At 64.3% G+C, this 25,165-nt stretch carries 25 protein-coding genes; 15 read left to right on the top strand and 10 right to left on the bottom strand.

Annotated features, from left to right (window positions below; genetic code table 11):
* Positions 1 to 3: 3 nt before the first annotated feature.
* The 3 genes from LDZ24_RS17165 to LDZ24_RS17155 are packed head-to-tail and all read right to left on the bottom strand — an operon-like array spanning position 4 to position 2,553.
* On the bottom strand, positions 4 to 165 hold the full coding sequence (locus LDZ24_RS17165; RefSeq protein ID WP_248322446.1) for a hypothetical protein: 162 nt from the start codon (positions 163 to 165) through the stop codon (positions 4 to 6).
* Positions 143 to 1,144 (bottom strand): cytochrome d ubiquinol oxidase subunit II, encoded by a 1,002-nt coding sequence (gene cydB, locus LDZ24_RS17160; protein ID WP_206469509.1) that lies wholly within the window; start codon positions 1,142 to 1,144, stop codon positions 143 to 145. The genes LDZ24_RS17165 and cydB overlap by 23 nt, the downstream gene beginning before the upstream one ends.
* A gap of 2 nt (positions 1,145 to 1,146) precedes the next feature.
* The gene (locus LDZ24_RS17155) at positions 1,147 to 2,553 is read right to left on the bottom strand and encodes a cytochrome ubiquinol oxidase subunit I (protein ID WP_248322445.1); all 1,407 of its coding nucleotides are present in this window, start codon (positions 2,551 to 2,553) and stop codon (positions 1,147 to 1,149) included.
* Between the two features lie 404 nt (positions 2,554 to 2,957).
* On the opposite strand from LDZ24_RS17155, the gene LDZ24_RS17150 reads away from it, so the two are divergent.
* Both LDZ24_RS17150 and LDZ24_RS17145 read left to right on the top strand, forming a co-directional pair.
* A complete protein-coding gene (locus LDZ24_RS17150) occupies positions 2,958 to 3,830 on the top strand; it encodes a neutral zinc metallopeptidase (protein ID WP_248322444.1) in 873 nt (290 codons plus the stop codon).
* Between the two features lie 155 nt (positions 3,831 to 3,985).
* Positions 3,986 to 4,891 (top strand): flagellar brake protein, encoded by a 906-nt coding sequence (locus LDZ24_RS17145; protein WP_248322443.1) that lies wholly within the window; start codon positions 3,986 to 3,988, stop codon positions 4,889 to 4,891.
* A gap of 24 nt (positions 4,892 to 4,915) precedes the next feature.
* Here LDZ24_RS17145 and LDZ24_RS17140 read toward each other — a convergent pair whose 3' ends face one another.
* Both LDZ24_RS17140 and LDZ24_RS17135 read right to left on the bottom strand, forming a co-directional pair.
* Positions 4,916 to 5,569, bottom strand: a complete 654-nt coding sequence (locus LDZ24_RS17140; RefSeq protein WP_248322442.1) for a DsbA family protein — start codon at positions 5,567 to 5,569, stop codon at positions 4,916 to 4,918.
* 93 nt (positions 5,570 to 5,662) lie between these two features.
* Positions 5,663 to 7,003, bottom strand: coding sequence for an FAD-binding oxidoreductase (locus LDZ24_RS17135; RefSeq protein ID WP_248322441.1), 1,341 nt, complete (start codon positions 7,001 to 7,003; stop codon positions 5,663 to 5,665).
* 313 nt (positions 7,004 to 7,316) lie between these two features.
* On the opposite strand from LDZ24_RS17135, the gene LDZ24_RS17130 reads away from it, so the two are divergent.
* From LDZ24_RS17130 to LDZ24_RS17110, 5 genes are all read left to right on the top strand, one after another.
* Entirely contained in the window at positions 7,317 to 7,748 is a 432-nt protein-coding gene (locus tag LDZ24_RS17130; RefSeq protein WP_248322440.1) for an OsmC family protein, read from the top strand.
* Positions 7,749 to 7,908: 160 nt separating this feature from the next.
* The gene (locus tag LDZ24_RS17125) at positions 7,909 to 9,003 is read left to right on the top strand and encodes a calcium:proton antiporter (protein ID WP_248322439.1); all 1,095 of its coding nucleotides are present in this window, start codon (positions 7,909 to 7,911) and stop codon (positions 9,001 to 9,003) included.
* Positions 9,004 to 9,118: 115 nt separating this feature from the next.
* Positions 9,119 to 9,928, top strand: coding sequence for an ABC transporter substrate-binding protein (locus LDZ24_RS17120; protein ID WP_371747426.1), 810 nt, complete (start codon positions 9,119 to 9,121; stop codon positions 9,926 to 9,928).
* Between the two features lie 85 nt (positions 9,929 to 10,013).
* Positions 10,014 to 11,135 carry a succinylglutamate desuccinylase/aspartoacylase family protein gene (locus LDZ24_RS17115; RefSeq protein ID WP_248322438.1) on the top strand — a complete coding sequence of 374 codons (1,122 nt, stop codon included), beginning with the start codon at positions 10,014 to 10,016 and terminating at the stop codon, positions 11,133 to 11,135.
* Positions 11,136 to 11,261: 126 nt separating this feature from the next.
* Positions 11,262 to 11,408 carry a hypothetical protein gene (locus tag LDZ24_RS17110; RefSeq protein ID WP_175941675.1) on the top strand — a complete coding sequence of 49 codons (147 nt, stop codon included), beginning with the start codon at positions 11,262 to 11,264 and terminating at the stop codon, positions 11,406 to 11,408.
* A 103-nt stretch (positions 11,409 to 11,511) separates the two neighbouring features.
* Here LDZ24_RS17110 and LDZ24_RS17105 read toward each other — a convergent pair whose 3' ends face one another.
* The 3 genes from LDZ24_RS17105 to LDZ24_RS17095 form a co-directional block, all read right to left on the bottom strand.
* Positions 11,512 to 12,912 (bottom strand): NCS2 family permease, encoded by a 1,401-nt coding sequence (locus tag LDZ24_RS17105; RefSeq protein ID WP_248322437.1) that lies wholly within the window; start codon positions 12,910 to 12,912, stop codon positions 11,512 to 11,514.
* A gap of 334 nt (positions 12,913 to 13,246) precedes the next feature.
* Positions 13,247 to 14,980 (bottom strand): gamma-glutamyltransferase, encoded by a 1,734-nt coding sequence (gene ggt, locus LDZ24_RS17100; RefSeq protein WP_248322436.1) that lies wholly within the window; start codon positions 14,978 to 14,980, stop codon positions 13,247 to 13,249.
* A gap of 58 nt (positions 14,981 to 15,038) precedes the next feature.
* Positions 15,039 to 15,800 carry an SDR family NAD(P)-dependent oxidoreductase gene (locus LDZ24_RS17095; protein WP_248322435.1) on the bottom strand — a complete coding sequence of 254 codons (762 nt, stop codon included), beginning with the start codon at positions 15,798 to 15,800 and terminating at the stop codon, positions 15,039 to 15,041.
* Between the two features lie 183 nt (positions 15,801 to 15,983).
* Here LDZ24_RS17095 and LDZ24_RS17090 point away from each other — a divergent pair, with 183 nt between their 5' ends.
* The 8 genes from LDZ24_RS17090 (at position 15,984) to LDZ24_RS17055 (ending at position 23,825) form a co-directional block, all read left to right on the top strand.
* A complete protein-coding gene (locus LDZ24_RS17090) occupies positions 15,984 to 16,454 on the top strand; it encodes a VOC family protein (RefSeq protein WP_248322434.1) in 471 nt (156 codons plus the stop codon).
* Positions 16,455 to 16,461: 7 nt separating this feature from the next.
* Positions 16,462 to 16,704, top strand: coding sequence for a hypothetical protein (locus LDZ24_RS17085; protein ID WP_248322433.1), 243 nt, complete (start codon positions 16,462 to 16,464; stop codon positions 16,702 to 16,704).
* Between the two features lie 100 nt (positions 16,705 to 16,804).
* Complete coding sequence (locus LDZ24_RS17080) at positions 16,805 to 18,439, top strand: peptide ABC transporter substrate-binding protein (RefSeq protein ID WP_248322432.1); 1,635 nt, start codon at positions 16,805 to 16,807, stop codon at positions 18,437 to 18,439.
* A gap of 18 nt (positions 18,440 to 18,457) precedes the next feature.
* Positions 18,458 to 19,378, top strand: coding sequence for an ABC transporter permease subunit (locus LDZ24_RS17075; protein ID WP_248322431.1), 921 nt, complete (start codon positions 18,458 to 18,460; stop codon positions 19,376 to 19,378).
* Between the two features lie 11 nt (positions 19,379 to 19,389).
* Entirely contained in the window at positions 19,390 to 20,280 is an 891-nt protein-coding gene (locus LDZ24_RS17070; RefSeq protein WP_248322430.1) for an ABC transporter permease subunit, read from the top strand.
* A 3-nt stretch (positions 20,281 to 20,283) separates the two neighbouring features.
* Positions 20,284 to 21,282, top strand: coding sequence for an ABC transporter ATP-binding protein (locus LDZ24_RS17065; RefSeq protein WP_248322429.1), 999 nt, complete (start codon positions 20,284 to 20,286; stop codon positions 21,280 to 21,282).
* Entirely contained in the window at positions 21,275 to 22,264 is a 990-nt protein-coding gene (oppF, locus tag LDZ24_RS17060) for a murein tripeptide/oligopeptide ABC transporter ATP binding protein OppF (protein ID WP_248322428.1), read from the top strand. The genes LDZ24_RS17065 and oppF overlap by 8 nt, the downstream gene beginning before the upstream one ends.
* A 163-nt stretch (positions 22,265 to 22,427) precedes the next feature.
* Positions 22,428 to 23,825, top strand: a complete 1,398-nt coding sequence (locus LDZ24_RS17055; protein ID WP_248322427.1) for an OprD family outer membrane porin — start codon at positions 22,428 to 22,430, stop codon at positions 23,823 to 23,825.
* A gap of 69 nt (positions 23,826 to 23,894) precedes the next feature.
* On the opposite strand, the gene LDZ24_RS17050 is transcribed toward LDZ24_RS17055, so the two are convergent.
* Both LDZ24_RS17050 and LDZ24_RS17045 read right to left on the bottom strand, forming a co-directional pair.
* The gene (locus LDZ24_RS17050) at positions 23,895 to 24,332 is read right to left on the bottom strand and encodes an immunity 50 family protein (RefSeq protein WP_248322426.1); all 438 of its coding nucleotides are present in this window, start codon (positions 24,330 to 24,332) and stop codon (positions 23,895 to 23,897) included.
* A gap of 10 nt (positions 24,333 to 24,342) precedes the next feature.
* The gene (locus LDZ24_RS17045; protein WP_248322425.1) at positions 24,343 to 25,143 is read right to left on the bottom strand and encodes a hypothetical protein; all 801 of its coding nucleotides are present in this window, start codon (positions 25,141 to 25,143) and stop codon (positions 24,343 to 24,345) included.
* Positions 25,144 to 25,165: the final 22 nt, after the last annotated feature.

The following is a 25,165-nucleotide window of genomic DNA, read 5'->3' as shown; positions in this document are numbered from 1 at the left end:
GGTTCAATGTATCGCCGTCCCGAGCCGAATCAACAGCTTGAACGGCAGCGCGAGCAGCATCGCGCCGCCGACGCCCGCCATCCACAGCGCGACGAACCAAAACAGCTTCGTCGCGCGCGTCATTGCAGCGTCTCCGCCGCGCTCAGTGGTAGTGATGTTCGCCATGACGCACCTTTCCTCGGAATACCCAATAGCCCAGCGTCGTGTACGCGATGATGACCGGCAGAATCACCGCCGCGCCGACAATCGTGAATAGCTGGCTCGACCGCGGCGAGGCCGCATCCCAGATCGACACGCCGGGGAAAATGTCGTTCGGCGAGATGCTCGCGACCAGTCCCGCGTAACCCAGCACCACGAATCCGAGCGCCACGGCGAACGGCCGCTTTTCGTGGCGCGACAAGATGGACCGCCGCATCGCCCAGGCGCATGCAAGGACGAGTATCGGCACCGGCAGCATGCGATAGAAAAGCGGTGAATCGAACCAGCGGGACGCGATGCTCGCATCGAGCAACGGCGTCCATACGCTGACGACGGCGATCGTCGCGAGTTGCAGCAGCGTCAGCGGCCACACGACGCGGTACATGCGCCGCTGCAAGTCGCCTTCGGTTTTCGCAATCAGCCAGCACGCGCCCAGCAGCGCATACGTGACGACGAGCGCGCCGCCCGTGAACATCGAAAACGGCGTGAACCAGCCGAAGGCATCGCCGGAAAAGCGGCCGTCCGCGACCGGAATGCCGTCGAGGAACGCGCCCAGCGCCACGCCCTGAAAGAACGTCGCGCCCGCCGAGCCGCCGATGAACGCGAGATCCCACATTGGTTTGGTGCGCGACGCCTTCGCGCGAATCTCGAACGACACGCCCCGGAAAATCAGGCACACGAGCATGAGCACGAGCGGCAGATAGAGCGCCGAGAGCACGGTGGAATAGACCATCGGGAACGCGGCGAAGAGGCCGGCGCCGCCGAGCACGAGCCACGTCTCGTTGCCGTCCCAGACGGGCGCGACGGTGTTCATCATGACGTCGCGGTCGTGCTGGTCCGGAAAGAACGGAAAGAGAATGCCGATGCCGAGGTCGAAACCGTCGAGCACCACGTACATCAGAAGACCGAGCGCGATGATCGCGGCCCAGGCGAGTGTGAGGTCCATGGTCATGCTCCTTCGATGGACTGATTGGGCAACGAAAGCGGGCGGCGGGCGGTTTTCGCCGATGAAGCCGGCGCGTGCGGCGTCTCGCCCGGCAGCGCAGGGCCGTGCCGAAGCAGCTTCAGCAGGTAGTAGATGCCCGTGCCGAAGACGATCGTGTAGACGACCACGAACGCGAGCAGCGACACGCCCACCTGCTGCGCGGTGACGGGCGAGACGGCATCGGCCGTGCGCATCACGCCGTAGACCACCCACGGCTGACGGCCGGCTTCGGTCGTGACCCAGCCCGCGAGCAGCGTGATGAAGCCGGTCGGCCCCATGACGAGCGCGAAGCGATGGAACCAGCGCGCGTCGAACAGCCTGCGCTTGCGATGCAGCAGCCACCCGGCGACGGACATCACGATCATCAGCACGCCGAGGCCCGCCATCACGCGAAAGCTCCAGAACACGATGGTCGAGTTGGGGCGTTCATCCTTCGGGAAAGACTTCAGGCCGCGAATTTCGCCGTTCCAGCTATGCGTGAGGATCAGGCTGCCGAGATGCGGAATCTGGACCGCGTATTTGGTGGTTTCGGCCTGCATGTCCGGAATGCCGAACACGTTGAGCGCCGTGCCGCCTTTCTCCGTGTCCCAGATGCCTTCTATCGCCGCGATCTTGGCCGGCTGATATTCGCGCGTGTTGAGGCCGTGCGCGTCCCCGACGAGCGCCTGAACGGGCGTCAGCGCGAGCAGCAGCCACAGCGCCATCGAGAAGGTCTTCTTGATCGCAGGATCGCGCCGGCCCTTCAGCAGATGCCATGCGCCCGTTGCCGCGACGACGAGCGCCGCCACGATGAACGCGGCAATCGCCATGTGCGCGAGCCGATACGGAAACGAAGGGTTGAAGATGATCGCGAACCAGTCGACCGGCACCACATGATCGCCTTCGATGCGAAAGCCTTGCGGCGTCTGCATCCAGCTATTCGAGGCGAGAATCCAGAACGTGGAGATGAGCGTGCCGATGGCGACCATCAGCGTCGCGCCGAAGTGCGCCTTCGGGCCGACCTTGTTCCATCCGAACAGCATGATGCCGAGGAAGCCCGCTTCGAGGAAGAACGCGGTCATCACTTCGTAGGTCAGCAGCGGGCCGGTGACGGGACCGGCGAAGCTGGAAAAACCGCCCCAGTTGGTGCCGAATTCGTACGCCATGACGACGCCCGACACGACGCCCATGCCGAATGCGACTGCAAAGACCTTCGACCAGAAAAGGCACAGTTCCTTGTAGACCGGTTTGCCGGTTTTGAGCCATGCGCCTTCGAGCACGGCGATGAAGCTCGCGAGCCCGATGGACAGCGCCGGAAAGATGATGTGAAACGATACGGTGAACGCGAACTGTATTCGCGCCAGATCGAGTGCTTCAGGAGTCGATTGCATGATGACGTCTGCTACGTTGCGTGTTTCGGCCGGGTCGGCCGTACTTCGATTTGCGTTGGTAACGGGGCAGAGCGTAGCGCTGAATCGCGCGAAGTGTTGCGCTGCGTCAGCAAAGCCGGCTTGCGCGGAAATGCCGCAGTTTCTGCGTAGGAACGCGTCTATTTGCTTGAAAACGCGAGGTTTTCGAGATGGCGGGCGCGACCGGCATGACAGACGCGAGCGGGCATCGTCGCGACAATCGACCGCACTGCATCACGCGCTTTGCAGGACATTCGGCAATGCGTTCGCGTCGAAACAGGCGGACGAACTTTGACGGACCGGCCGCGTAGAGAAGGGCGCCGGCGCGGGTACGATAATCGCTTTGTCAGCAGCGCGCGACGCGCCAACTAAACGGAGAAAGCAACATGCGCCTCGATGATGAAGCGGAAAGTCAGAACGTCGAAGACCGGCGCGGCTCGGGCGGGTTCAGCATTGGCGGCGGCTCGATCGGGATCGGCACGATCATCGTCGCGCTGGCGGCGTCGTATTTTTTCGGCATCAATCCGATGACGATCATCAACGGCGCGCAGGTTCTGCACGGCAATGCGCCGCAACGCCAGGCCGCGCCGAGCGACGCGCCGCCCGCCAACGATCCGGGCGCGGTGTTCGTGCGCCGCGTCCTCGGCAATACGGAACGCACGTGGGAGCACATCTTCCGCACGCAGTTCAATCAGGACTATCCGGCGCCGAAGCTCGTGCTGTTCTCGGGCGGCACGCAGACGGCATGCGGCATGGGCCAGGCGGCAATGGGGCCGTTCTACTGTCCGGCCGACCGCAAGGTCTATATCGACTTGTCGTTCTACCGCGAGTTGCGCGACCGTTTCGGCGCGGGCGGCGACTTCGCTCAGGCTTATGTGATCGCGCACGAGGTGGGGCATCACGTGCAGAACGTGCTCGGCATCTCGGACAAGGTGGACCAGGCGCGGGCGCGGATGTCGCGCGAGCAGGCGAATGCGTTGTCCGTGCGCGTCGAATTGCAGGCGGACTGCTTCGCGGGCGTGTGGGCGGCTGTGGCGCAACGGGACAATGCGAAGCTCATCGAACCGGGCGACTTCGAGCAAGGCTTGAACGCGGCCGGCGCGATCGGGGACGATCGCTTGCAGCAGGAAACGCAAGGGCGCGTGGTACCGGAAGCGTTCACGCACGGGACGAGCGCGCAGCGGCAGCGCTGGCTGCGGCGAGGGATGTCGACGGGGGATGTCAAGCAGTGCGATACGTTTTCGGCGCAGGGGTTGTAGGGCGGCTCAGGTTTATGCGCATAACGTCGAGAGGGCAATAGTGACCGCTCCGCTGTCCGATCACCGCCCTTAAGAGGTAGGTTATTCCGAAATTGCTTGACGACCGCGCGGTCAACGGCGACGATTCCCTGAAACCAATAAGAATCGTCCGACCAATGACCGCACAATCCACTTCCCCCGTTTCTCCGGCTCTTGTCCGCCTCGCCGTCAGCGACATCCCGCTGAACGCGCCCCTCGGAGCGCCGCTCCTGGGACCTGACGGCGCGCTGCTTTTCGAAGCAGACGTCGTCATCCCCGACGAAACCACGCGCGATTTCCTGTATCGACACTTCGAGCCGCACCGCGCCACCAATGAGCCCGCGACTGCGGAACCGAGCAGTGATGCAGGCCGCGAAGCGCCGCTGACGCTCGACGACATGGGGCTTTCGATCGGTGGCCGTGTCGGTCTGCGCGGCGGCGGGTGGTCCGCGTCCGCGACGTACGCGAGCCGCGTCATCGGTTTCTCGGCTGTGCGGCGCAACGGCGAGCGGTCGCTCTTCGTCACGCAGCCGGTGATGACCGGCGTCGCACCGCTCGAACTCACGCGTGGCGAGACGGTGGAACTCGTCGCGCTCACGGGCCGCGGCGTATTCCGCTTCGCCTGCACCGTCGATGCGACGAGCCGCGAGCCGCTCAGCTATGTCGTGCTGTCCGCGCCGGGCGCTATCCGCCGCCTGCGCACGCGCAAGTTCGCCCGCATGCCGACACGGCTCGCGGCGCTTTATTCGATCGAAGGTCAGCCGAGCGCGTCACCGCAACTCGGCCGCGTGAGCGACATCAGTCCGTACGGCATGTCGTTGACCGTGCCCGCGCCGACCGCGCAGGCAGGCGACCGCCTCCGCCTGTCGTTTCGCTTCAGCACGGATGGCATCGACGTGGAGATCGATACATCGGCGTTGGTGCGCCACGTCGGCGCGGCGGAATCCGGCGACGCGGGCATCGCATACGGACTCGAATTCGAAGCGCTGGAACCGTCGCAGCGTATCGCGCTGAAGTCGTTCATGGCGGAGCATCACTGCTAGACGACTTCGAGCGAGCGTATCGGCTCAGCTGCCCGGAAAGCCGTCGGGAAAGAGTCGCTCGATAGCCGCTTCGAAATGCTGGACCGGCGCGGCGCCGCGCAGGGCGATGGGCGGCGGCGGCTCTTTTCCGGGTGCCGGCTCGCGCGACAGCACCGCGAACGGAACGCCGGTCACGCCGATTTTCTTCGCGAATTCCTCGTCTTCAACGACGAGATCGGTGTACGTGCCCTCATCGAGCGCTTCTTCCAGAAGTTCGGGATCGACGCCACAGGTCGCGGCGATGTCCAAGAGCGCGTCGGTATCGCCGATATCGATTCCTTCCTCGAAGTACGCCTTGAAAATCGCGCGATGCACGACGTCGTAGCGGCCCGACTCACGCGCGAAGAGCGCCGTCTCGGACGCCTTGCGGCTGCGCGGCGCGACGGGCGGCATGCGCATGAGCAGCGCGCGCTCGTCGGCGAGCGGGCGCACCGACTTCTCCCACGACTCCGCGATGTGTTCGCTATTCGGATCGAGCAGCGGCGCGGGTTCCGGACGCAGCTCGAACGCGTGCCAGCGAATTTCGACCGCGTCCCCGTAGGCGTTGCGCAACTGGTCGAGCACCGGCGTTTCCAGATAACAGAACGGACAGACGAAGTCGGACCAGACGTCGATGAACAAAAGGGGCGTGGATGCCATGAAAGCCTCGAAACGAATGAAGTGCGGCGGCGTCGCCAGCGAATCCGGTATGTTAGCGCGTGCCGCCGCGCGCCGCGAAGGCGCCCGGTTTCGTCAGAAGCCGCCGTCGATCTCGATCTTGCTGCCGTCGAAGAAGCGCGACAGACGGAACGCATGCGGATCGACGAGCGGCGCGTCGTTCGCGACGATATCGGCCATCAACTTGCCCGCGCCCGGTCCGATGCCGAAGCCGTGCCCCGAGAACCCCGTGCCGATGAAAAGCCCCGGCACGCGCTCGACGCCCGAAATGACGGGCACCGCATCCGGCGTCACGTCGATATAGCCGGCCCACGACTGCTCCACCGTCACATGCGCGAGCGAAGGGAAAATGGACCGAAACTCGGCGAGCGCGGTTTCGTTGAAGGCTTCGACGGGCGCGGGGTCGAGCGTGCGCACGCGCTCGAAGACGGTTTCGCGGTCGAGCGGCCAGCGGCGCGGGCGGCGCAACTCCTCGAAGAAACGCGCGTTGAAGCCGAGCTTGATGGAACCGAGCTGGCTCTTGAGCGCGGGCAGGAACTTGCCGAACAGACGAAAGCTGTCAGGCGTAATGTCGCTATAGCTGCGAAACGCGTTCGCAATCGAATAGCCGCCGTCCAGCCGCCTGCGATACCCGACCGACTGATTGCACGCGCTCACCTCCGGGCCGCCGGGCAGCGGGGCGGTGCGCACGACCGACGAGCGCACCATCAATTGCGGCACGTCCACGCCGAGATTGCCGGCGAAGAGCCGCGTCCACGCGCCGCCCGCGATCACCACGCTGCCGCACCGAATTCGCCCGTGTTCCGTCACGACGCCGCTCACCGCGCCGCCGCTCGTTTCCACGCCGCGCACGGCGCAGGGCATCGCGATCTTGACGCCGCGCTCGCGCAGCGCGGCGGCCATCGCGGGCACGGCGCGTTGCGGTTCGGCGCGGCCGTCGCTCGGCGTGTAAATGCCGCCTGCGAAGCGTCGCGCAGCGCCCGGCATGAGCGCGGCCGTTTCTTCAGGCGACACGATGCGCGAATCCAGCGCCCCGCGTCCGACCTTCGCGACGGCGCGCGCGAGCCACGCTTCGTGATCGGCTAGGGCGTCGGCGTCATCGGCGGCATACAAAATGCCGCATTCGCGATAGCCGCTGTCGATTCCCAGATTCGCGTCCATGCGACGCCACAGCTTCAGGCTTTCGAGGCTGAGTTCGAGCTCGCGCAAGTCGCGGTGCGTCGCGCGGCACCAGCCCCAGTTGCGGCTCGACTGCTCGCCCGCGACGTGTCCTTTCTCGCACACCGCGACCGACAGCCCTTTCTCCGCGAGAAAGCGCGCGGTGTTGATGCCGATCACGCCGCCGCCCACGACGACGACATCGACGCGCTCGGGCAGCACGACATCTTCGGCAATGCGTTCGGTCGGCGGTCCCATGCTAGGCGGCTCCCCGGGTCGCGGCGCGTCGTGCGAGTGGAATCATGTATTAAGCATGCAGAGAGTTGAACGAGCCCACGCATCCTAAGTGAATCGGCGGTGCTTCGCCATCTGAACAAAAGTCGTGCGGCAGCGCGCTTCCTGCGCCGCGAGCACCGATCCGCTACGATGGACCCGACGCTTCGCGCAGTGCTTCGGCGCGACGCGTTCATCGACAAGCGTCATCGAGACCGGACGCGTCGTGCGCATTGATCGAAGCGAGGCCAGCGCGCCCGGTCGAACGCAACTGAAACCATCTTCACGGAGAACTCTCGTGCAAAAGACTGCATCGGCTAAATGGAGCGGCGGCATCAAGGACGGCAAGGGTTTCATCTCGACGCAAACCGGCGTGCTCAACGAAGCGCCGTATGGATTCAAGTCGCGCTTCGAGGAAGGTCCGGGCACGAACCCCGAAGAACTGATCGGCGCGGCGCACGCCGGCTGCTTCACGATGGCGCTCTCGCTGCAACTCGAACAGGCGGGCATGAAGGCGGAAAGCCTCGAAACGAAGTCGACGGTCACGCTGGAGAAAGACGGCGAAGGCTTCACGATCACGTCGTGCCAGCTCGACCTGAAGGCGAAGATTCCCGGCGGGGACAAGGCCGCGTTCGACAAGGCCGCTCAGGCGGCGAAAGAAGGCTGCCCGGTGTCGAAACTGTTCGCCGGCAACGCGAAGATCACGCTGAACGCCGAACTCGAGTCGTAATTCGCCACCGAACGGCGCATCGCGGACGGCTCAGGCCGTCCGTTTCGTTTTGTGTCGCGCTATTGCGCGTTGTCGTCGGCGCGCGGTCCGCCCGCTATCATGCCGATGGATCGTCGCCGCAGGCCGACGATCCCATTCACCCGACAAGCCCGGAGCGCCGATGAAACTCAAGCTCGACTGGACCCTCGTTGCGCCGATTCTCGCGCTCGTCGTGCTCGGCGCGGCCGCGCTCATTCACGGCGCCGTGCTGACCGCGCTGGCGGCGGTCGCGCTGGCGTTCGCGGTGTTCGCGGCGGTGCATCACGCCGAGGTGGTCGCGCATCGCGTCGGGGAGCCGTTCGGCACGCTGGTGCTCGCGGTGGCGGTGACGGTGATCGAAGTCGCGCTGATCGTCTCCGTGATGCTGTCCGGCGGTCCCGAGAAGGCGGCATTGCCGCGCGATACGGTGTTCGCCGCGATCATGATCTGCGGCAACGGCATCGTCGGGCTGTGCCTGCTGATGGGCGGCCTGCGACATCATGTGCAGGACTTCCAACTGCAAGGCGCGAGCGCGGCGCTCGCCATTCTCTGCGCGCTTTCCGTGCTGACGCTCGTGTTGCCGAACTTCACGAGCACGGTGGTCGGCCCGGCGCTTTCGACGTCGCAACTGATTTTCGTCGGCGTGGTGTCGCTCGTGCTGTACATGATGTTCGTGTTCGTGCAGACCATCCGCCATCGCGATTATTTTCTGCCGTTCGAGCCGAAGGCCGCGAGTTCGCCCGATGCCGCCGACGACGGCCCGCACGCGCCGCCGCCGAGTAACGGTGAAGCGTGGATCGCGCTCGCGTTTCTGATGCTGTCGCTCGTCGCGGTGGTCGGGCTCGCCAAGCTGCTTTCGCCGGCCGTCGAGGCGGGCGTGGCGGCGGCAGGCGCGCCCGAGGCGGTCGTCGGCGTCGTGATCGCCGCGCTCGTGTTGCTTCCCGAAGGCTTCGCTGCGTTGCGCGCGGCGCGGCTCGACCGCTTGCAGACGAGCCTCAACCTCGCGCTCGGGTCGGCGCTCGCCAGCATCGGATTGACGATTCCGGCGGTGGCAATCGTGTCGATCGCCATCGGACAGCCGATCGCGCTCGGCCTCGCGCCGAAGGAAATCACGATGCTCGCGCTGACGCTCGTCGTTTCCGTCATCACGCTCGGCACGGGCCGCTCGACGGTGCTGCAAGGCGTCGTGCATCTCGTCATTTTTGCGGCGTTTCTGTTCCTTTCTGTCGTGCCGTGACGCATTGCGTTTGCTACCATTCAGGGTTTTCCCGAAAGGGGCCACCGCGCGCCGCGTGTTTCGAAGTAGAGGAACGCAGCGCGCCAGCAATCACCGCAAGTCTCGAAGGATTGGAATGTCGCAGAAGAAGTTCGTCAGCAAGTCCGCATCGTTCGCTCTGCGCGCGATGCTCGCCGCACTCGCCATCACCTCGTTCTCCGCGCACGCGAAGGACATCACGCAAATCCGCTTCGCCGTGGACCCGTCGTATCCGCCGTTCGAATCGAAGCAGCCTGACGGCAAGCTCGTCGGGTTCGATATCGATCTCGGCAACGCCTTGTGCGCGCAGATGAAGGTCAAGTGCGTCTGGGTCGAGAATAATTTCGACGGCATGATTCCCGGCCTGAAAGCGCGCAAGTTCGACGCCGTGCTCTCCGACATGGGCATCACCGAAGAGCGTCTGAAGCAGATCGACTTCACCGAGCCGCTTTACGACACGCACGCGCAACTCGTCGCGCGCGCCGGCTCGGGCATTCTCCCGACGCCGCAGGCGCTCAAGGGCAAGCGCGTCGGCGTCGAGCAGGGCACCGTGCAGGAACGCTACGCGAAGGCGAAGTGGGAACCGCAAGGCGTGACGGTCGTCGCGTACGGCGATCAGGAACAGGTCGAAGGCGACCTCGTCGCGGGCCGCATCGACGCCATGTTCACGGACGCGGCGCAGGCGGCCATCGGCTTTCTGAAGAAGCCGCAGGGCAAGCCGTTCGCGCTCGTCGGGCCGATCGTGGAGGACAAGGCGCTCATCGGTCCGGGCACGGCCATCGGCCTGCGCAAGGGCGACGCCGATCTGCAGAAGGGCCTGAATCAGGCGTTCGACGCGATCAAGAAGGACGGCACGTTCAAGCGCATCATGGCGAAGTACTTCGCGACCGACGTTTCCATTCAGTAAGCGCCAAGCGTCGCGCATCCGGTCGAAAGGCATCGCTCGCGGTGCCTTTGCTTTTTTCAGGCGGCAGTTTCGAAGGTCAGGCGCCATGCAGATTCACGATCATCCGCTCGTCGGCGCCGCGCTCGGCACCCGGCGCGCGATCAGGAGCTATTCGTTCGGACCGGCCGACGACGCCACGCCGAAGGTCTACATCCAGGCATCGCTTCATGCCGACGAGTTGCCCGGCATGGTGGTCGCGTGGATGCTCAAGCGCCGCTTCGCCGAGTTCGAGGCCGCGGGGCTGCTCCACGCGCGGGTCGTGCTCGTGCCGGTGGCGAATCCCGCCGGGCTGGATCAGCACTGGTTCGGCACGCACATGGGCCGTTTCGACATGCAGTCGGGACACGACTTCAACCGGCGCTTTCCCGATCCCGGCCCGGCGCTGGCGACGCATCTCGAAGGCCGCCTGACCGACGACGCCGCGCGCAACGCAGACCTGATCCGCGCCGCGTTGCGCCGGCATTTCTCCGCGAGGGAAGGCGCGACGGAACTGGAATCGCAACGCATCGCGCTGATGCGTCTCGCCTGCGACGCGCATCTCGTCATCGATCTGCATTGCGACTGGGAGGCCGTCGCGCATCTGTACACGACGCCGGATGCGTGGGCCGCCATCGAGCCGCTCGCGCGCTTTATCGGCAGCGAGGCGCAATTGCTGGCGGACGTGTCGGGCGGCGAGCCGTTCGACGAAGCATGCACGGCGACCTGGCGCTTCTTGCGCGACGCGTTCGACACGCGTTTCCCGATTCCGACGGGCGTCACGCCGGTCACGCTCGAACTGCGCGGCGTGCGCGATGTATCCCACGAGATGGCGGCGCACGACGCGCAAGCGATCGTCGATTATCTGACGCACGCGGGATTCATTCATGGTGATGCGCCCGAGCCGCCGCCGCTCTGCCATCCCGCGACGCCGCTTTCCGGCTGCGAGTACCTCCATGCGCCGGCGTCGGGCGTGATCCTGCATCGGCGCGAGGTCGGCGAGCGCGTGCGTGCCGGCGAGACGATCGCCGACATCCTCGATCCGATAGAAGACCGGCTCGTTCCGCTCGTCGCGCAGACGAAAGGCGTGCTGTACGCGCGCCACTGGACGCGCTTCGCGACGACGGGAATGCTCGTCGCGCGGATCGCGGGCAACGGGCCTGCGCGTCACGGCGAATTGCTGGCGAAGTGAGAAATCGGAAAATGCGACCGGGAGACTGACAAGAGACGGTGTAGCTTTTTTGAGAATTGGTTGCAATGCAGCATGAAAAGCGTATAGTTAGGGTTATCCCCTAGCTACTTACCCTGAGAGCCTTTCATGAAAACCACCGCTCAACAATCTGTGCTCGTTTCGTTCGGTTCGTGGATGCGCGCGGCGAAGGCTGCGGTGCGTCGCGAGTGGAATCGCGCGCTGCAATTGCATCTGCAGAACTGCGAGATCCTCGTCGAAGCGTATCGCAAGTAAGTCCGAGTCCGCCTCGGCCTGACGCCCGGTCAAAGCGCATCAGCATTGGACAAAGCCCCGGAAGCAAGCGCTTCCGGGGCTTTGTCGTTTCAGCGCACTGCGTTCAGATCGCCCAGCCGCCGAGATAAAAGACCGCGAGCGCCGCTGCGATCGCCACCGTTCCCACGTTCAGCTTGCGAATCTCGCCCGCGACCACGCGCCCGATCACCAGCGTGCAAAAGCCGAGCATGATGCCGGTCACGATGTTCGCCGTCAGCACGATGAACACCGCGCAGACGAGTCCGGACATCGTGTCCACCGTGTCGTCCATGTGCAGCTTCGCGACGTTCCCGAGCATCAGCAAGCCGACGTACATCAGCGCGGGCGCCGTCGCGTAAGACGGCACGAGGCTCGCGAGCGGCGAGAGGAACATCACCGCGAGAAAGAGCGCGCCCACGACGCTCGCCGCGAGACCCGTTTTCGCGCCCGCCGCCACGCCGACCGACGATTCGATATACGCCGCCGCCGGCGCGCCGCCGAAACACGCGGAGAAAATCGAGCTGATGGAATCCGCCGTCAGCGCGCGGCCGCCGTTCACGATGCGTCCATTCGCGTCGATCTGGCCCGCCTGGCCCGCGACCGCGCGGATCGTGCCGGTGGCGTCGAATACCGCGGTCATCACGAGGGCGAGCACGCTCGGCAGCACGGCCATCGACAGCGCGCCTTTGATATCCATCGCGCCGATCAGCGACGCATGACCCGGCGCGGACAGCGACGGCAACGCGAACACGCCATGAAAGCGCACGGCCGGATCGATCACGAGGCCGATCGCCGAGAGTCCGATCACCACCAGCAGAATGCCGCCCGGCACGCGCCGGCGCTCCAGACCGAAGATCGCCGCGAGTCCGGCCACGGACATCAGCACGGGCAGCGCCGTGATGTGACCCAGCGAGACCGGCATGCCCGGCGCGGGATTCTTCACGATCATGCCGACATCGTTGGATGCGATCAGAAGCAGAAACAGCCCGATGCCGATGCCCGTGCCATGCGCGACGCCCGTCGGCAGATTGCGCAGAATCCACGAGCGCACGCCGGTCACGGAAATCGCCGTGAACACGACGCCCATCAGGAACACCGCGCCCAGCGCGATGGCGGGCGAGAGCCCCTTGCCCAGCACGAGGCCGAACGCGGTGAACGCAGTCAGCGAAATGGCGCAGCCGATGGCGATCGGCAGGCGCGCCCACACGCCCATCAGCAGCGAGCCGAACGCGGTCGTGAGGCACACGGCGACGAACACCGCGCTCGTATCGAAGCCCGCCTTGCCGAGCATGCCGGGCACGACGAACACGGAATAGACCATCGCGAGAAAGGTCGTGACGCCGGCCACGACTTCGCGTTTGGGCGTGCTGCCGGCTCGCGAGATGCCGAAGTAGCGGTCGAGCACGCCGCCGCTGGCCGTCTGAACATCCTGTTCCCGATTGACGGGCGTGATATCGCCAAGCTGCTGGGCGGGGGATTCCAACATGAGCTGCTCCTTTATCAGCACGCTGAAACGAATGGCCGTGCGCGCGTCGATGCGCACCGCGGTTCCGTCGTCAGGGTCGTCTCGTATGTAGTTCTGGATGGGCCGGGCGCGTCGCGCGCAGCGGCGCATGGTGCACTCGGTCAGGACAGAGACTAGGGGAACGAAACGCGCGGTCCAATCCCGCGCGAAACATGCCGCTCATGCCAGCATTCTTATATTTCTGAGCATCCCGCCTAGGACGGGCGTAAGAGCGCGACCGGCGAAGGCCGGACTAGGGCAAATGCCTAGTCCGGAGCGCTCACGATACTTTCACGCTGTAAGCGTCGGTGTGTCTTTACTGAATGACGCGCGACACGCCACGTCCGCGCGGATCGGACATCGGCTCAGGCGTTTCGCCGTTGATGCGGATAGCCTGAATATCGCCGTTGAAGCCTTGCATCGAGAACGTGTAGCCCTTCGCCTGTAGTTGCTTCACGACCTCCGGATCGAGCTGATGGAACGGCTCCTGATAGATCGTGTTGGGCGGCAGCAGTTGATGGTGAAAGCGCGTCGCGCCGACGGCTTCCGGCAACGGCATCTGGAAGTCGTACACGTTCGACAGCACCTGGAAGATCGACGTGAAAATGCGCGATCCGCCCGGCGTGCCGATCACCATCGCGACCTGATCGTCCTTCGTGAGGATGGTCGGCGTCATCGACGAGAGCGGGCGCTTGCGCGGCGCGATGGCGTTCGCGTCGCTGCCCACCACGCCGAACATGTTCGCCACGCCCGGTTTCGCGGAGAAGTCGTCCATCTCGTCGTTCAGCACGACGCCCGTGCCTTCCGCGACCACGCCCGCGCCGAAGTAGCCGTTGATCGTGTACGTGTTCGACACCGCGTTGCCCCACTTGTCGACGACCGAGAAGTGCGTCGTCTCCGCCTTCTCGGGCATCGAGGTGCCGAGCCCCGGCTGCACGCTCTTGGTATCGGACGGCGTCTCCGGATTCACTTCCTGCGCGCGCTTCAGGATGTAGTCGTCGTCGATCAGTTGCGCGACCGGCACCTTGTAGAAGTCGGGATCGCCGAGATACTGCGCGCGGTCGGCGAACACGCGCTTCTCGATCTCCGCGACGAGGTGAATGTACTGCGCGGAATCCAGCGGCACGCCTTCGAACTTGTCCTTCAGGTCGGCCTTCATCTTCAGCAACTGCACCAGGCCGACGCCGCCCGAGCTCGGCGGCGGGGCGGTGATCACGCGATAGCCGTTCCAGCTCGCCACCACCGGCTGCCGCCAGACCGCCTTGTACTCCTTCAGATCGCGCGCGGTGATGAGTCCGTGTCCGGTCATCGACGTGGCGATCAGCTCCGCGGTCTTGCCCTGATAGAAGCCCTTCGCGCCCTTGTCCGAGATGCGCTGCAACGTCTGCGCGAGATCCGGCTGCTTGAACACTTCGCCCGCTTTCATGCCGCCGAAATACAGGTCGAAGTTCGTCTTGCCGGCGAAGTCTTTCGACGCGCGATCGCGCCGCTCGATCAGTTGATCGTCGACGACGAAACCGTCCTGCGCGTACTGGATGGCCGGCGCGAGCACCTGCTTCCATTTCAGCCTGCCGAAACGCTTCTGCGCCTCCCACATGCCTTCCACCGTGCCCGGCACGCCGACCGCGCGATGCCCGTACAGGCTCATGCCCTTGATGACCTCGCCCTTGTCGTCGAGGTACATGTTGCGCGTGGCGGAAATCGGCGCGCGCTCGCGGTAGTCGAGGAAGTAAGGCCGATGGTCCACGTAGAGCGTCATGAATCCGCCGCCGCCGATGTTGCCCGCTTCCGGATACGTGACCGCGAGCGTGAACGCGATGGCGACGGCCGCGTCGACCGCGTTGCCGCCCTGCTTGAAGATCTGCTCGGCAGTGTCGGCGGCGTACTTGTCGGCGACGGCGACGGCGGAGGCGGTCAGGACTTGCGGCTGCGTGTCCGCTGTCTTCGCATACGCGGGCGACGTTTCGACGAAGCCCGCGACGCTGAACGCGGCGACGGCCGCGGCCGTCAGCGCGAGGGACCGAAAGCGATGTTGCTGTTTCAACGGCATCTCCTGCATTCTCCTTTTTTCGGTAACGAGTTGCGCCTTATAACACGGCCGGCGCGCCTCACGGCATCAACTGGCCGCCGTTGACGTCGATGATCTGACCGGTCACGTAGCGCGACATCGCCTCCGACGCGAGATAGAGAAACGCGCCGCTGCAATCGTCCGCTTCGCCGATATAGCCCATCGGGATCGACTTGCGGAAGCCTTCGAGTTGCTCGGGCGTCGAGAAGCGGTCGTGAAACGGCGTGCCGATCACGCCCGGCGCGACGGCGTTCACGCGAATGTGGTCGGCGGCGAATTCCTTCGCCATGCCCTTCGTGATGGTGCTGACGAAGCCTTTCGACGCCGCATACAGCAGCGCGCCCGGACCGCCGCCATTGCGCGCCGCCACTGACGTCACGTTGATGATCGAGCCGCCGCCGCCCGAGCGCAGCGAAGGCAGCGCCGCGCGCGTGAACGCGACGACCGAGCGCGCATTGATGTTGATGACGTCGTCGAAGAGTTCGTCGGTCGCGCTTTCGAGCGGCTCGCGCTTCACGAGACTGCCCGCGTTGTTGATGAGCACGTCGATCTTGCCGAACGCATCGACCGTTTGCGCGACGGCGGCCACGATCGCCTTCGAATCGCGCACGTCCGCGCCGACGGTGATCGCGCTCACGCCGAGCGCGCGCACGTCTTTCGCGACTTCCTCGGCCTGGTCCTTCGAACTGTTGTAATGCACCGCGACATTCGCGCCGTAACGCCCGAACGCGCGGGCCGCCGCCGCGCCGATGCCCGTGCTCGCGCCCGTGATAAGAATCGACTTGCCTTTCAGATCGTGCATGAGTGCTCCGTTTGATGGGGAAGTGGGACGTGCTCCGACCGAGAGTATGAAGCGAATAGTGAAAACTTGTTAAGGGCGCGTGGCGGCGCTTTGCGGCGCTCGCCCAAAACCGGCACCATTTGAGGTGCGCCGCCGGTGGCGAATGCGGCGTCCGCTAACCTTTGCCGATTCCAGGAGGCATTCATGAGTGCACCAGTCGATCCCATCCCCGAAGGCCGTCTTGGCGTGATTCCGTATATCGCGGTGGCGGGCGGCGTCGCGGCCATCGACTTCTACAAGAAAGCGTTCGGCGCGATCGAACTCTTCACCATGCAGGAGCCGGGCGGGCGCGTCGGGCATGCGGAGCTGCTAATCGGCGGCAATCCGTTTTATCTGAGCGACGAATTCCCCGAAATGGAGGTGAGAGGTCCGCTTGCGATCGGCGGCACGCCGGTGATGCTGCATCTGTACGTGGAAGACGTCGATGCCGTGGTGCAGCGCGCGGTCGACGAGGGCGCGACCATTCTGCGTCCGGTCGAAGACCAGTTCTACGGCGACCGCGGCGGCAAGCTGCGCGATCCGTTCGGCCATGTCTGGTGGATCGCGACGCACAAGGAAGACGTATCGCCCGAGGAATTGCGCGCTCGCGCCGAGCGCCTCTTCGGCGGAGCCTGATCTTGCGGTGAGCGTGTCGTCGCGCAATTTCCGCGACGACACGCTGCCGTCCGTTCTGTCGAGCCGCCGCAGGCTCGCACCGGTCCCAGTCGCTCATTCGGGCGATATTTTGAAAAATTTCGTCATCAAGCGCGATTGCGGGTGGCATCCGCATGACCGATGCGAAATACTCGCTGCCAGTCATCAAGCGCGCCGAGGCCGCTCGGAAATCTTCCAGACAGCGGTGCATGCCTTTGGCATTTATCAGTGATGCTAAGTGTTAGATGCCGTTCCGTTTAGCCAGACTCGGCTAAACGCGGCGACATTCAAGCAACGAAAACAAGCAATACAACGAGACAAGAAGGAATCCTATGAAGTCGTTCGCCGCTTTTGCTTTCCTCCGACGCGGGTCAGTCGCTGCGGCCAGCGCCGCGTTTCTGTTTGCGGCGATGCCTGCCGCAGCCGCCATCGTCCCGCCCGGCGTGACGCTTGCCGCGAAGCAGGAACTGGTGCGCAACAACGGTTCGGAAGTGGAGACGCTCGATCCGGCGCTCGTCGAATCGGTCGGCGCGGCGAATCTGGCGCGCGACCTGTTCGAAGGGCTGACCGCCACCAACGGCGACGGCGCAGTCGTTCCCGGCGTCGCGGAGAAGTGGGAGCAGAAGGACCCGACCACGTGGATCTTCCATCTCCGCAAGAACGCGCGCTGGTCCAACGGCGACACGGTGACCGCGAACGACTTCGTCTACGGCTGCCAGCGTTTCATCGATCCTAAAACGGCGTCGTCGTACGCGAGCGTGTTCGGTCCGTTCCTCCTGAACGGCGCGGAGATCGTCGCGGGCAAGAAGCCGGCGAGCGCGCTCGGCGTGCGCGCCATCGACGCAAACACGCTCGAAGTCAAGACTTCGGGTCCGGTGCCTTTCCTGCCGGAATTGATGTCGAACGCGAACCTCGGGCCGGTGCATCGCGCGACGGTGGAGAAGTTCGGCAAGGAGTGGACGAAGCCGGGCAATCTCGTCACCAACGGCCCGTTCCAGCTGAAGGACTGGCAGGTCAACAGCAAGCTCGTGCTCGCGAAAAACCCGAATTACTGGGACAAGGATCACGTCCAGTTGACCAAGGTGACGTATTTGCCGGTCGAGGACGAGAACACGGACGTCAAACTGTTCCAGTCGGGCGAGAACGACATGACGTATCAACTGCCCACCGGCACCTATGCCAAATACCGTCAGCAATTCCCGAAAGATATCCGCAACTCGCTCGTTCTCGGCACGCGCTACTACAGCTTCAACAACCGCGATCCGCTCCTGAAGGACGTGCGCGTGCGCAAGGCGCTCTCCATGGTGATCGATCGCGATCTGCTCGCGCAACGCGTGACCGCCGACGGCCAGACGCCGAGCTACGGCCTGCTGCCGAAGGGCGTGAGCGGCGCGGACGTATCGGCCTATGAGTGGGCGAACTGGCCGATGGACAAGCGCGTCGCGGAAGCGAAGAAGCTGCTCGAACAGGCGGGCGTGAAGCCGGGCACGACGCTGCGCTTCGCAATGAATACGAGCGACTACAACAAGAAGATGGCGATCTTCGCGGCGTCCGAATGGAAAACGAAGCTGGGTCTTGCCACCGACATCGAATCGATGGAATTCAAGGTGCTCTTGAAGAAGCGCCATGACGGCGACTACCAGATCGCGCGCAACGGCTGGGTGGCGGACTACAACGACGCGACGACCTTCCTCACGCTCGTGCAGTGCAAGTCCGAGCAGAACGACAACTTCAACTGCAATCCGAAGGCCGACGCGCTCGTCAAACAAGCAAGCGAAACCACGGATCTCGTCAAGCGCAAGCAGTTGTTGACCGAGGCGGCCAAGCTCGTGATGGACGACTATCCGATGCTGCCGCTTCTGCAATACGGCTTGCCGCGCCTGGTGCGCAGCACGGTCGGCGGCTATTCGCTGAAGAATCCGGCGGACCACTACGGCAGCAAGGACCTCTACATCGTCAAGCATTGACGCGAAGGACGCGCTCTCATGTGGTCATATGCCCTGCGTCGCGTGCTGCTCACGCTGCCGACGCTCCTGATCGTCGTGACGGTCTGCTATCTGCTGCTGCACGCCACGCCCGGCGGTCCGTTCGACGGCGAGCGCAAGGTCTCCGCCGAAGTGCTCGCGAACCTGCAGGCGAAGTATCACCTCGGCGAGCCGTTGTGGAAGCAGTATCTGCTTTACCTCGACGGCCTGCTGCACGGCGACCTCGGCGCGTCGTTCCGTTACGCCGACTGGAGCGTGAACGAACTCGTGCTGCGCGCGCTGCCGGTGTCGCTCACCATCGGCGGCGCGTCGATGGCGCTCGCCATCGTCATCGGCGTGCTGCTCGGCGCGGGCGCGGCGCTGCGGCGCAATAGCATCGCGGACTACGCGCTGATGCTCGTCAGCAACGCGGGCAATGCGTTTCCATCGTTCGTCATCGGGCCGGTGCTGATTCTCGTCTTTGCCATCGGCCTCAAGTGGCTGCCGGCGGGCGGCTGGAACGGGGCAGACGCGCGCTACATGGTTCTTCCGGTCGCGCTTCTCGTGATGATCAACGTCGCGACGGTCGGCCGCGTCACGCGCGCGAGTCTCATCGAAGTGATGAACACGCCGTACATTCGCACCGCCCGCGCGAAGGGCTTGCCGATGCGCGCCATCGTGCTGCGCCATGCGCTCAAGCCGACGCTGATCCCGGTCGTCTCCGTGATCGGGCCGCTCGCGATCTCGTCGATCACGGCGGCGGTCGTCACGGAGTCCGTGTTCTCGCTGCCCGGCATCGGCAAGCTGATCGTGAACGGCGCGGCCAATCGCGATTACACGCTGGTGCTCGGCCTCGTCGTGCTGGTCACGGTCGTGGCCGTGCTGCTCAACCTGCTGGTCGATCTCGCGTACGCGTGGCTCGATCCGAAGATCCGTTACTGAAAGGGCGCGCGATGAAATCTGCTTCTCTGGCGCCTTTGCTCGAACAAGCGGTCGCGGGCCGCAGTCCGTGGCAGGACGCGCGCGCGCGCTTTCTGCGCAACAAGGCGGCGGTCGTGAGTTCCGCGCTGCTCGCCGTCATCACGCTCGCGTGCATCGTCGGGCCGTGTGTCTTGCCGAACGCGTTCGATTCCGCCGACTGGAACGCGATGAGCGCGCCGCCCACGTTCGCTCACTGGCATCTTTTCGGCACGGACGAAACCGGCCGCGACCTGCTCGTGCGCTGTCTGGTGGGCGGGCGCGTCTCGCTGATGATCGGCGCGCTCGCCACGCTGACGTCCGTGACGCTCGGCATCGTGTGGGGCGCGATCGCGGGCTTCGTCGGCGGACGCGTCGACAACGCGATGATGCGCTTCGTCGACATGATGTATGCCATTCCGTATCTGCTCATCGCCATTCTGATGGTGACGCTGCTCGGCCGCGAGTTCTATCTCGTCGTGCTGACCATTACCGTGTTCTCGTGGATGGACATGGCGCGCGTCGTGCGCGGCCAGACGCTCGCCATCCGCTCGAAGGAATACGTGGAGGCCGCGCGCGCCATCGGCGTGCCGACGCGGCGCATCATCGCGCGGCATGTCGTGCCGAATCTGCTCGGCATCGTCGCGATCTATACGACCGTCACCGTGCCGGGCGTGATTCTCACGGAGTCGGTGCTGTCGTTCCTCGGACTCGGCGTGCAGGAGCCGATGACGAGCTGGGGCGTGCTGATTCAGGACGGCGTCGGCGTGATGGAAGCGTCGCCGTGGATTCTGCTGTTTCCGGCCGGGCTGCTGTCGGTGACGCTCTATTGCATCAATTTTGTCGGCGACGGGCTGCGCGATGCGCTCGATCCGAAGGACAGGTGAGCCATGCCGCTAGTCGAAATCAACGATTTGCGCGTCGAGTTCTCGACACACGACGCCACCGTCCGCGCGGTCAACGGCGTGAGCTTTACGCTGGAGGAGGGCGAAACGCTTGGCATCGTCGGCGAATCGGGCTCGGGCAAAAGCCAGACGGTGCTCGCCATGCTCGGGCTGCTGGCGTCGAACGGGCGCGCAAGCGGCCGCGCGATGTATCGCGGCGATAACCTGCTCGGCATGTCCGCGAAGGCGCTGAACCGCATTCGCGGCAACCGCCTCTCGATGATCTTTCAGGACCCGATGAGCTCGCTCAATCCGTACCTGACGATCGAGCGGCAAATGACCGAAGTGCTGGAACTGCACAAGAACATGACGCGCCGCGAGGCGAAGAAGCGGGCCATCGCCATGCTCGAAGCCGTGCGCATTCCCGAGGCGGCGCATCGCATCGGACAGTATCCGCACGAGTTGTCGGGCGGCACGCGGCAGCGCGTGATGATCGCGATGGCGCTGCTCTGCGAGCCCGAAGTCCTCTTCGCGGATGAGCCAACCACCGCGCTCGACGTCACCGTGCAAGCGCAGGTGCTGCAACTGCTGCGGGACTTGCAGCGCGATTTCGGCACGTCCATCGTGTTGATCACGCATGATCTCGGCGTCGTCGCCGGCCTGTGCGAAAAGGTCATGGTGATGTACGGCGGCCGCGTGATGGAGCAGTGCGATGCCGCCACGCTGTTCGCGAAGCCCTCGCATCCGTACACCATCGGCTTGCTGCGCGCGTTGCCGCGCCTCGACCAGCAGGGCGGCGAGCTCACCGGCATTCCCGGCAATCCGCCGAACATGGCGCATCCGCCGGCGGGCTGCCCGTTCCAGGAACGTTGCGCGGATGCCGCCGCAGAATGCGCCGAGCGCGCGCCCGGGCTTGCGGCGGTCGACGGCGTCCATTGGCTGCGCGCATGCCATCGGCCGGTGGATGCGCTGAAGACGCGTTATCGGAGGGCGAGCCATGTCTGACGCGGCATCGACCATTCTTTCCGTGCGCGACATGCGCGTGCATTTCCAGGTGAAGGCGAAGAGCCGCCTGCCGTGGGCGCCCGCGCGCACGCTGAAGGCCGTCGACGGCGTGAGCTTCGATCTTCGCGCCGGCGAGACGCTCGGCGTAGTCGGGGAATCGGGCTGCGGGAAGTCGACGCTTTCGCGCGCCATTCTGAACCTGATTCCGGCGACGAGCGGCGACATCGTCTGGATGGGCACGAATCTCACGCGGGCCTCGCAGCGCGAATGGCATGCGGCGCGCGCCGACGTGCAGATGATCTTTCAGGACCCGCTCGCATCGCTCGATCCGCGCATGACGGTCGGGCAGATCATCGCGGAGCCGCTGACCGAGCATCGGCCGGGTATCGGCAAAGAGGAAAGTCAGGCACGCGTGCGCGCGATGATGGCGAAAGTCGGCCTGCGCGAGCAGATGATCAACCGGTATCCGCACGAGTTTTCGGGCGGGCAGTGCCAGCGTATCGGCATCGCGCGCGCGCTCATCGTGGAGCCGAAGCTCGTGATCTGCGACGAACCCGTTTCCGCGCTCGATGTCTCCATTCAGGCGCAGATCGTCAATCTGCTGAAGTCGTTGCAGTCGGAGATGGGGCTGTCGCTCATTTTCATCGCGCATGATCTGGCGGTGGTGCGCCATATCTCGGACCGCGTCATGGTGATGTACCTGGGCCGCGTGATGGAGCTTGCCGACAAGCAGGCGCTTTACGAGACGCCGCGGCATCCGTACACGCGCGCGCTGCTTTCGGCGGTGCCGGTGCCTGATCCGGCTGTCGAGCGCGGCAAGACCGTGCAAATTCTGTCCGGCGATATCCCGAGTCCCATGAGTCCGCCTTCCGGCTGCGTGTTCCATATGCGTTGCCCGATGGCCGAGGCGCGATGCGCGTTGGAAACGCCCGAATTGCGCGTGCTCGATAACGGCGCGTCAGCCGCGTGCTTTTTCGCCTGATGCGCAAGTTTCCATAGCCCGCGATATGCACGCGTAGGAACCCTAAGCGCGCGTCGCTCGTCCCGACTGCCTCGGTCGCCGGGCGCGGCTCGTTGCAGGCCGTCGATTTTGAGAGTTGGTGTGTGTAGTCCGCAGGTTGAGTCAGTCGTTGGAGATACTTTTCGTGAAAAAAGAAAAACTGTCAGTCGCACTTTCGATTTTGCTGTTCAGCGGCGCGATGGCCGCGACCGTGGCCGCATACGGCCAGGAAGCCGATACCGACCCGCTTTCGCGCCATACCGAAACCGTTCCGAGTTCGCCGCCCAATACCGAAGCCGATGCGCCCGTGAGCAGCCAGGCGAAGTCGAAGGGCTTCATCGAGGACTCGCATTTCAATCTGCTCGGCCGCTCTTTCTCGGAACACTTCGAACCGGAGGGCGCAAAGAAGAAGGACGCGTGGGTGCTCGGCGCGCAGGCGGTGTTCGAATCCGGTTTCACGCGCGGGCTGGTCGGGCTCGGCGGCGACGTGTCGATGTTCGGCGCGTTCAAGCTGAACGGCGGCAACGGCGCGGGCACCCGCGTACACGTTGGCACGGACGGCGGCGGGGCGAACCAGCTTGCGTGGGCGTATCCGGGCGTGTGGGACGTGAAGGCGCGCGTGTCGAACACAGTGCTCAAATACGGCCAGCAACTCTTCGACAACCCGTTCCTCGTGCCGCACGACAACCGCGCGCTGCCCCCGACGTATCGCGGCTTCTCGCTCGCGAGCGACGAGGTCAAGAATCTCACGCTGAAGGCCGGCACGGTGGATGGCGTGATCTCGCGCGGCATGACAACCGTGACGGGGCTTTCAACCGAATACGGCGGCAAGCACGTCTCGCAATTCACGTACTTCGGCGGCGACTGGACGCGCGGCGACGATACGGCGGTCACGCTGTACGGCAGCATCGCGAATAACGTCTGGCAGCAGTACTATCTTTCGGCGACCCAAAGCATCGGCGACGCGAAATCCGTCCGCTGGACCGGCGCCCTCAACTATTACTACACCGGCGCCATCGGCGACAAGCGTCAGGGGCCGATCAATAACAACGCGTATAGCCTCGCGCTCGCCGGCACGCATGGCGCGCACACGCTGCAATTCGCCTTCCAGCAGATTCTCGGCGACCAGATGTTCGACTACATGCACGAGTCGGGCGGCGATTATCTTTCGAACTCGCTGGATGTGGACTATAACCAGCCGCACGAAAAGTCAGTCAGTCTTTCTTATTCGCTGAATCTCAAGGACTATGGCATGCCCGGCTTCAAGGTGACGACGTGGGTCGCCTATGGGTGGGGCGCAGACGGCAGCGCGATGGCGAATAGCGGCACGGTCAACGCGAGGAGCTATATCGTGAACGGCGAACCCGTGCACGGCACGCATCACGAATTCGGCATTATTCCGAGTTACACGGTGCCGGACGGCAAGTTCAAGAACGCGTCGGTCAAGTTCTATTACATGCATCACCAAGGCAGCAAGTATTATTCGGACGGAACCAGCGACATTTATCGGTTGATGGTGAATGTGCCGTTTAATGTGTTTTGAGGGGATGCATGGCGTGGCGGGTAGTGCCGCCACGCTTCGGAAGACGGCCGGCTCCATCCGTTCTGCTCCTCAGACTTCATCGGGCGTGTAGGGGCGAACGACTCTGACAAAGCTATCGCGGCAAGTCAATTGAATATCGAGCCCGATATTCGGCATGAGGTCGAACCTGATCAGATCGTCTGGCGTTCTCGAAAAGCGCACGTCTGCAATCCATGCCGCTTCCAGCATTACATTCACGTCAATTTCTGAGCTGGTTATGTCGAGCAGTTCGAGCATGATCAAGTGACCCTGGATCCCGTCGTTTTTTGGTGGACCATAACGATTGTGGAGAATCTCCAATTCAAGATCCACCAACTCGCGTAGTTTTCCCGACGGGCCGCGCTCCGTCCTTCCCCGCTTGAGACAGAAAGTTCGCACTGCAGAGTCGTGGAAAGAGGGAAAGCAATCAAATACTTCAAGCAGCGATTCGCAATTCCGAACCATTTCCCAACCGCGAAGATTGTCCATACAGGTTTGGTTAGCGAGGGTTGATAGGCGACATTGGTAGATGCGCATTATCTCGTACCGCGCCATCGAAATTATGGCCGTGAGCGTCTCCGTGACTTTCATGGTACTGAGCGCATAGGTTGCCATCGCCATCGAAGTAGTCGACGTCAAGTCCATTCGCATTGATGCGGAAGCCGCCCGGTTCGTTTCCCGTCAGCCCGACGCCTCGCGCCGCAACGTCGAAACTGTCGTCGTCGCTCGCATTCTCCGCTCCGTACTCGAACGGCTCCGCGTCAGCCAAACCTTCTCCCACCGAATCGCCGCCGTCCTTGTCATCGCGTACGCTTCCAATAGCCCGCGCGATCCTGCCATCCGGCAGCCTATCGCCCGGCTCTGCGCGCCAGGCTGCCATGCAGTCGTCGGCAAAGAGCCGAATGGGGGCAGGGCGCTCGTACGAGCGAACCGCCGGTATTGGCGACGCGCGCCTGAAAAGCTGCGATGGCGTGAACGTCACCGAAGGTAGCCGGGGCATATCACTACCGCCGCTGCCGCTGAGACCGCTTCCCCGCGTATCCGGTATCGTCACGAGTTCGCCGGATTCGATAGCACGACGCACCTTCCATCGCGCGTTAGAGACGTCGGCCTCGTCGATGCCCAAGGCAGCTTGCAATCTCGCCATCAACGCCTGATCGCGCATCCAGTCGACTGCGTCCGCCAGGAACTTGCGTCTGCTTTCAGCGGCGCGCAGCTTTTCGTCCGCGCTGACGAAGTGTCTGTCGCGCCTGAGGTACAACGTGAGCGACCACTTGTCGGCTCTTATTCCGCTATGCACTTGCGCGTGCTCCCCGATACCC

Origin of the sequence: Caballeronia sp. Sq4a, assembly GCF_023170545.1 — a bacterium.
Lineage (GTDB): Bacteria > Pseudomonadota > Gammaproteobacteria > Burkholderiales > Burkholderiaceae > Caballeronia.
The sequence above is the reverse complement of the archived record's forward strand: the minus strand, read 5'-3'. Positions and strand labels throughout refer to the sequence as shown.

What these genes read in the sequence shown, in the direction of transcription:
- LDZ24_RS17165 (WP_248322446.1), bottom strand. Translation starts at nt 165, where the DNA reads ATGGCGAACATCACTACCACTGAGCGCGGCGGAGACGCTGCAATGACG.
- cydB (WP_206469509.1), bottom strand. Translation starts at nt 1,144, where the DNA reads ATGGACCTCACACTCGCCTGGGCCGCGATCATCGCGCTCGGTCTTCTG.
- LDZ24_RS17155 (WP_248322445.1), bottom strand. Translation starts at nt 2,553, where the DNA reads ATGCAATCGACTCCTGAAGCACTCGATCTGGCGCGAATACAGTTCGCG.
- LDZ24_RS17150 (WP_248322444.1), top strand. Translation starts at nt 2,958, where the DNA reads ATGCGCCTCGATGATGAAGCGGAAAGTCAGAACGTCGAAGACCGGCGC.
- LDZ24_RS17145 (WP_248322443.1), top strand. Translation starts at nt 3,986, where the DNA reads ATGACCGCACAATCCACTTCCCCCGTTTCTCCGGCTCTTGTCCGCCTC.
- LDZ24_RS17140 (WP_248322442.1), bottom strand. Translation starts at nt 5,569, where the DNA reads ATGGCATCCACGCCCCTTTTGTTCATCGACGTCTGGTCCGACTTCGTC.
- LDZ24_RS17135 (WP_248322441.1), bottom strand. Translation starts at nt 7,003, where the DNA reads ATGGGACCGCCGACCGAACGCATTGCCGAAGATGTCGTGCTGCCCGAG.
- LDZ24_RS17125 (WP_248322439.1), top strand. Translation starts at nt 7,909, where the DNA reads ATGAAACTCAAGCTCGACTGGACCCTCGTTGCGCCGATTCTCGCGCTC.
- LDZ24_RS17120 (WP_371747426.1), top strand. Translation starts at nt 9,119, where the DNA reads ATGTCGCAGAAGAAGTTCGTCAGCAAGTCCGCATCGTTCGCTCTGCGC.
- LDZ24_RS17115 (WP_248322438.1), top strand. Translation starts at nt 10,014, where the DNA reads ATGCAGATTCACGATCATCCGCTCGTCGGCGCCGCGCTCGGCACCCGG.
- LDZ24_RS17110 (WP_175941675.1), top strand. Translation starts at nt 11,262, where the DNA reads ATGAAAACCACCGCTCAACAATCTGTGCTCGTTTCGTTCGGTTCGTGG.
- LDZ24_RS17105 (WP_248322437.1), bottom strand. Translation starts at nt 12,912, where the DNA reads ATGTTGGAATCCCCCGCCCAGCAGCTTGGCGATATCACGCCCGTCAAT.
- ggt (WP_248322436.1), bottom strand. Translation starts at nt 14,980, where the DNA reads ATGCCGTTGAAACAGCAACATCGCTTTCGGTCCCTCGCGCTGACGGCC.
- LDZ24_RS17095 (WP_248322435.1), bottom strand. Translation starts at nt 15,800, where the DNA reads ATGCACGATCTGAAAGGCAAGTCGATTCTTATCACGGGCGCGAGCACG.
- LDZ24_RS17090 (WP_248322434.1), top strand. Translation starts at nt 15,984, where the DNA reads ATGAGTGCACCAGTCGATCCCATCCCCGAAGGCCGTCTTGGCGTGATT.
- LDZ24_RS17080 (WP_248322432.1), top strand. Translation starts at nt 16,805, where the DNA reads ATGAAGTCGTTCGCCGCTTTTGCTTTCCTCCGACGCGGGTCAGTCGCT.
- LDZ24_RS17075 (WP_248322431.1), top strand. Translation starts at nt 18,458, where the DNA reads ATGTGGTCATATGCCCTGCGTCGCGTGCTGCTCACGCTGCCGACGCTC.
- LDZ24_RS17070 (WP_248322430.1), top strand. Translation starts at nt 19,390, where the DNA reads ATGAAATCTGCTTCTCTGGCGCCTTTGCTCGAACAAGCGGTCGCGGGC.
- LDZ24_RS17065 (WP_248322429.1), top strand. Translation starts at nt 20,284, where the DNA reads ATGCCGCTAGTCGAAATCAACGATTTGCGCGTCGAGTTCTCGACACAC.
- oppF (WP_248322428.1), top strand. Translation starts at nt 21,275, where the DNA reads ATGTCTGACGCGGCATCGACCATTCTTTCCGTGCGCGACATGCGCGTG.
- LDZ24_RS17050 (WP_248322426.1), bottom strand. Translation starts at nt 24,332, where the DNA reads ATGGACAATCTTCGCGGTTGGGAAATGGTTCGGAATTGCGAATCGCTG.